This window comes from Photobacterium sp. DNB22_13_2 (assembly GCF_052873915.1).
The window spans coordinates 1-1,325 of the sequence record NZ_JBNNXU010000050.1 but is presented as its reverse complement, the minus strand read 5'-3'; the positions used below and the strand labels follow the sequence as shown (position 1 = coordinate 1,325).

The 1,325-nt window shown below is 45.1% G+C and carries 1 protein-coding gene; it reads left to right on the top strand.

The genetic code is table 11. From position 1 onward, the window contains the following. Positions 1 to 69 precede the first annotated feature (69 nt). The gene (locus tag ACVA58_RS27730; protein WP_446513476.1) at positions 70 to 1,089 is read left to right on the top strand and encodes an IS110 family transposase; all 1,020 of its coding nucleotides are present in this window, start codon (positions 70 to 72) and stop codon (positions 1,087 to 1,089) included. Positions 1,090 to 1,325: the final 236 nt, after the last annotated feature.

The following is a 1,325-nucleotide window of genomic DNA, read 5'->3' as shown; positions in this document are numbered from 1 at the left end:
GCTTAATTAGATGGTCCGCCTCACTCCAAAGCCGCTAGGCTTTGGTTTGAGATAATACGGAGGCGAACCATCATGTTAATTCAAGTTCTTGGTATTGATTTAGGCAAGTCCTGTTTTCATATTGTCGGTCACGATGCGGCTGGTAATACTCAATTCAAAAAGAAACTCTCTCGCTCTAAACTATGTGAATTTCTCGCTAATCATCCTAAGTGCATCGTGGCTTTTGAAGCTTGTGGAGGCGCTCATTGGTTGGCACGTAAGTGCAGGAAGTTTGACCATAAGCCAAAAGTTATTCCCCCTCAATTTGTTAAAGCCTACCTCAAAGGCAATAAAAACGACTTTAATGATGCAGAAGCCATTGCTGAAGCTGCTACTCGACCAAACATGCACTTTGTCCCTATTAAATCTGAAAATGCTCAGGTGATAGCCGCAATTCATCGATTTAGAAGTGGTTACATTAAGGAGCGAACAGCCTGCATGTCGCGTATCGGAGCCGTATTGTTGGAGTTCGGAATGAGCCTGCCTCAAGGACACGCAACCATGAAACGCTTGTTTCAGTGGCTGGCCAAACAATCAGAACCGCTTCATCCCATGTTGATACAAGAACTACAACATCTTCATGAACATTACCAAAGTTTGAATGAACGAATAGCTGAGCAAGATAGAAAGTTAAAGCAGCTGCTTGATGAGAGTGAACTCGGCCAACTATTGAGGACAATTCCTGGCGTGGGTGACATGACTGCAAGTGCATGTTTAGCTGCGGTGAGTTCGCCTTCAGAGTTTAAAAACGGTCGCCATATGGCAGCTTGGCTAGGGCTGGTACCAAAACAATATTCAACGGGTGGTAACCCCAAGTTGTTAGGGATAAGCAAGCGGGGTAACACGCACCTAAGAACGTTGTTTATTCACGGAGCTAGAGCAGTGTTATCGCGGGTTGATAAGACAGGAGCAGCATTTGGTAACTGGCTGGTTAAGTTGAAGGCTGAAAAGCCGTTCAATGTAGCGGTAGTGGCATTAGCCAATAAGATGGTGCGTATTGCTTGGGCTGTGATGCTAAGAGGTACTCCATTCGAGGCGACAACAGCGTGATTCAAATTTGCAATGGTAGGTAAGATGACGAAAACGGTTAGACCACCAGACTGAAGACCTGATATAAAAAACAGCAGAAAATGCTTTCGGCTTTTTGAGGACAATCTGGCGCAGATCTCATCGTGGAGCGGGTTGCGAGAGCTTCCCAAAGAAGACTCCGAATACATTAGCGCAAACCAACCCCGTTATCGCAATTTTTACCCTTGCAATAACGAGGCGGACCATACATTTTTATA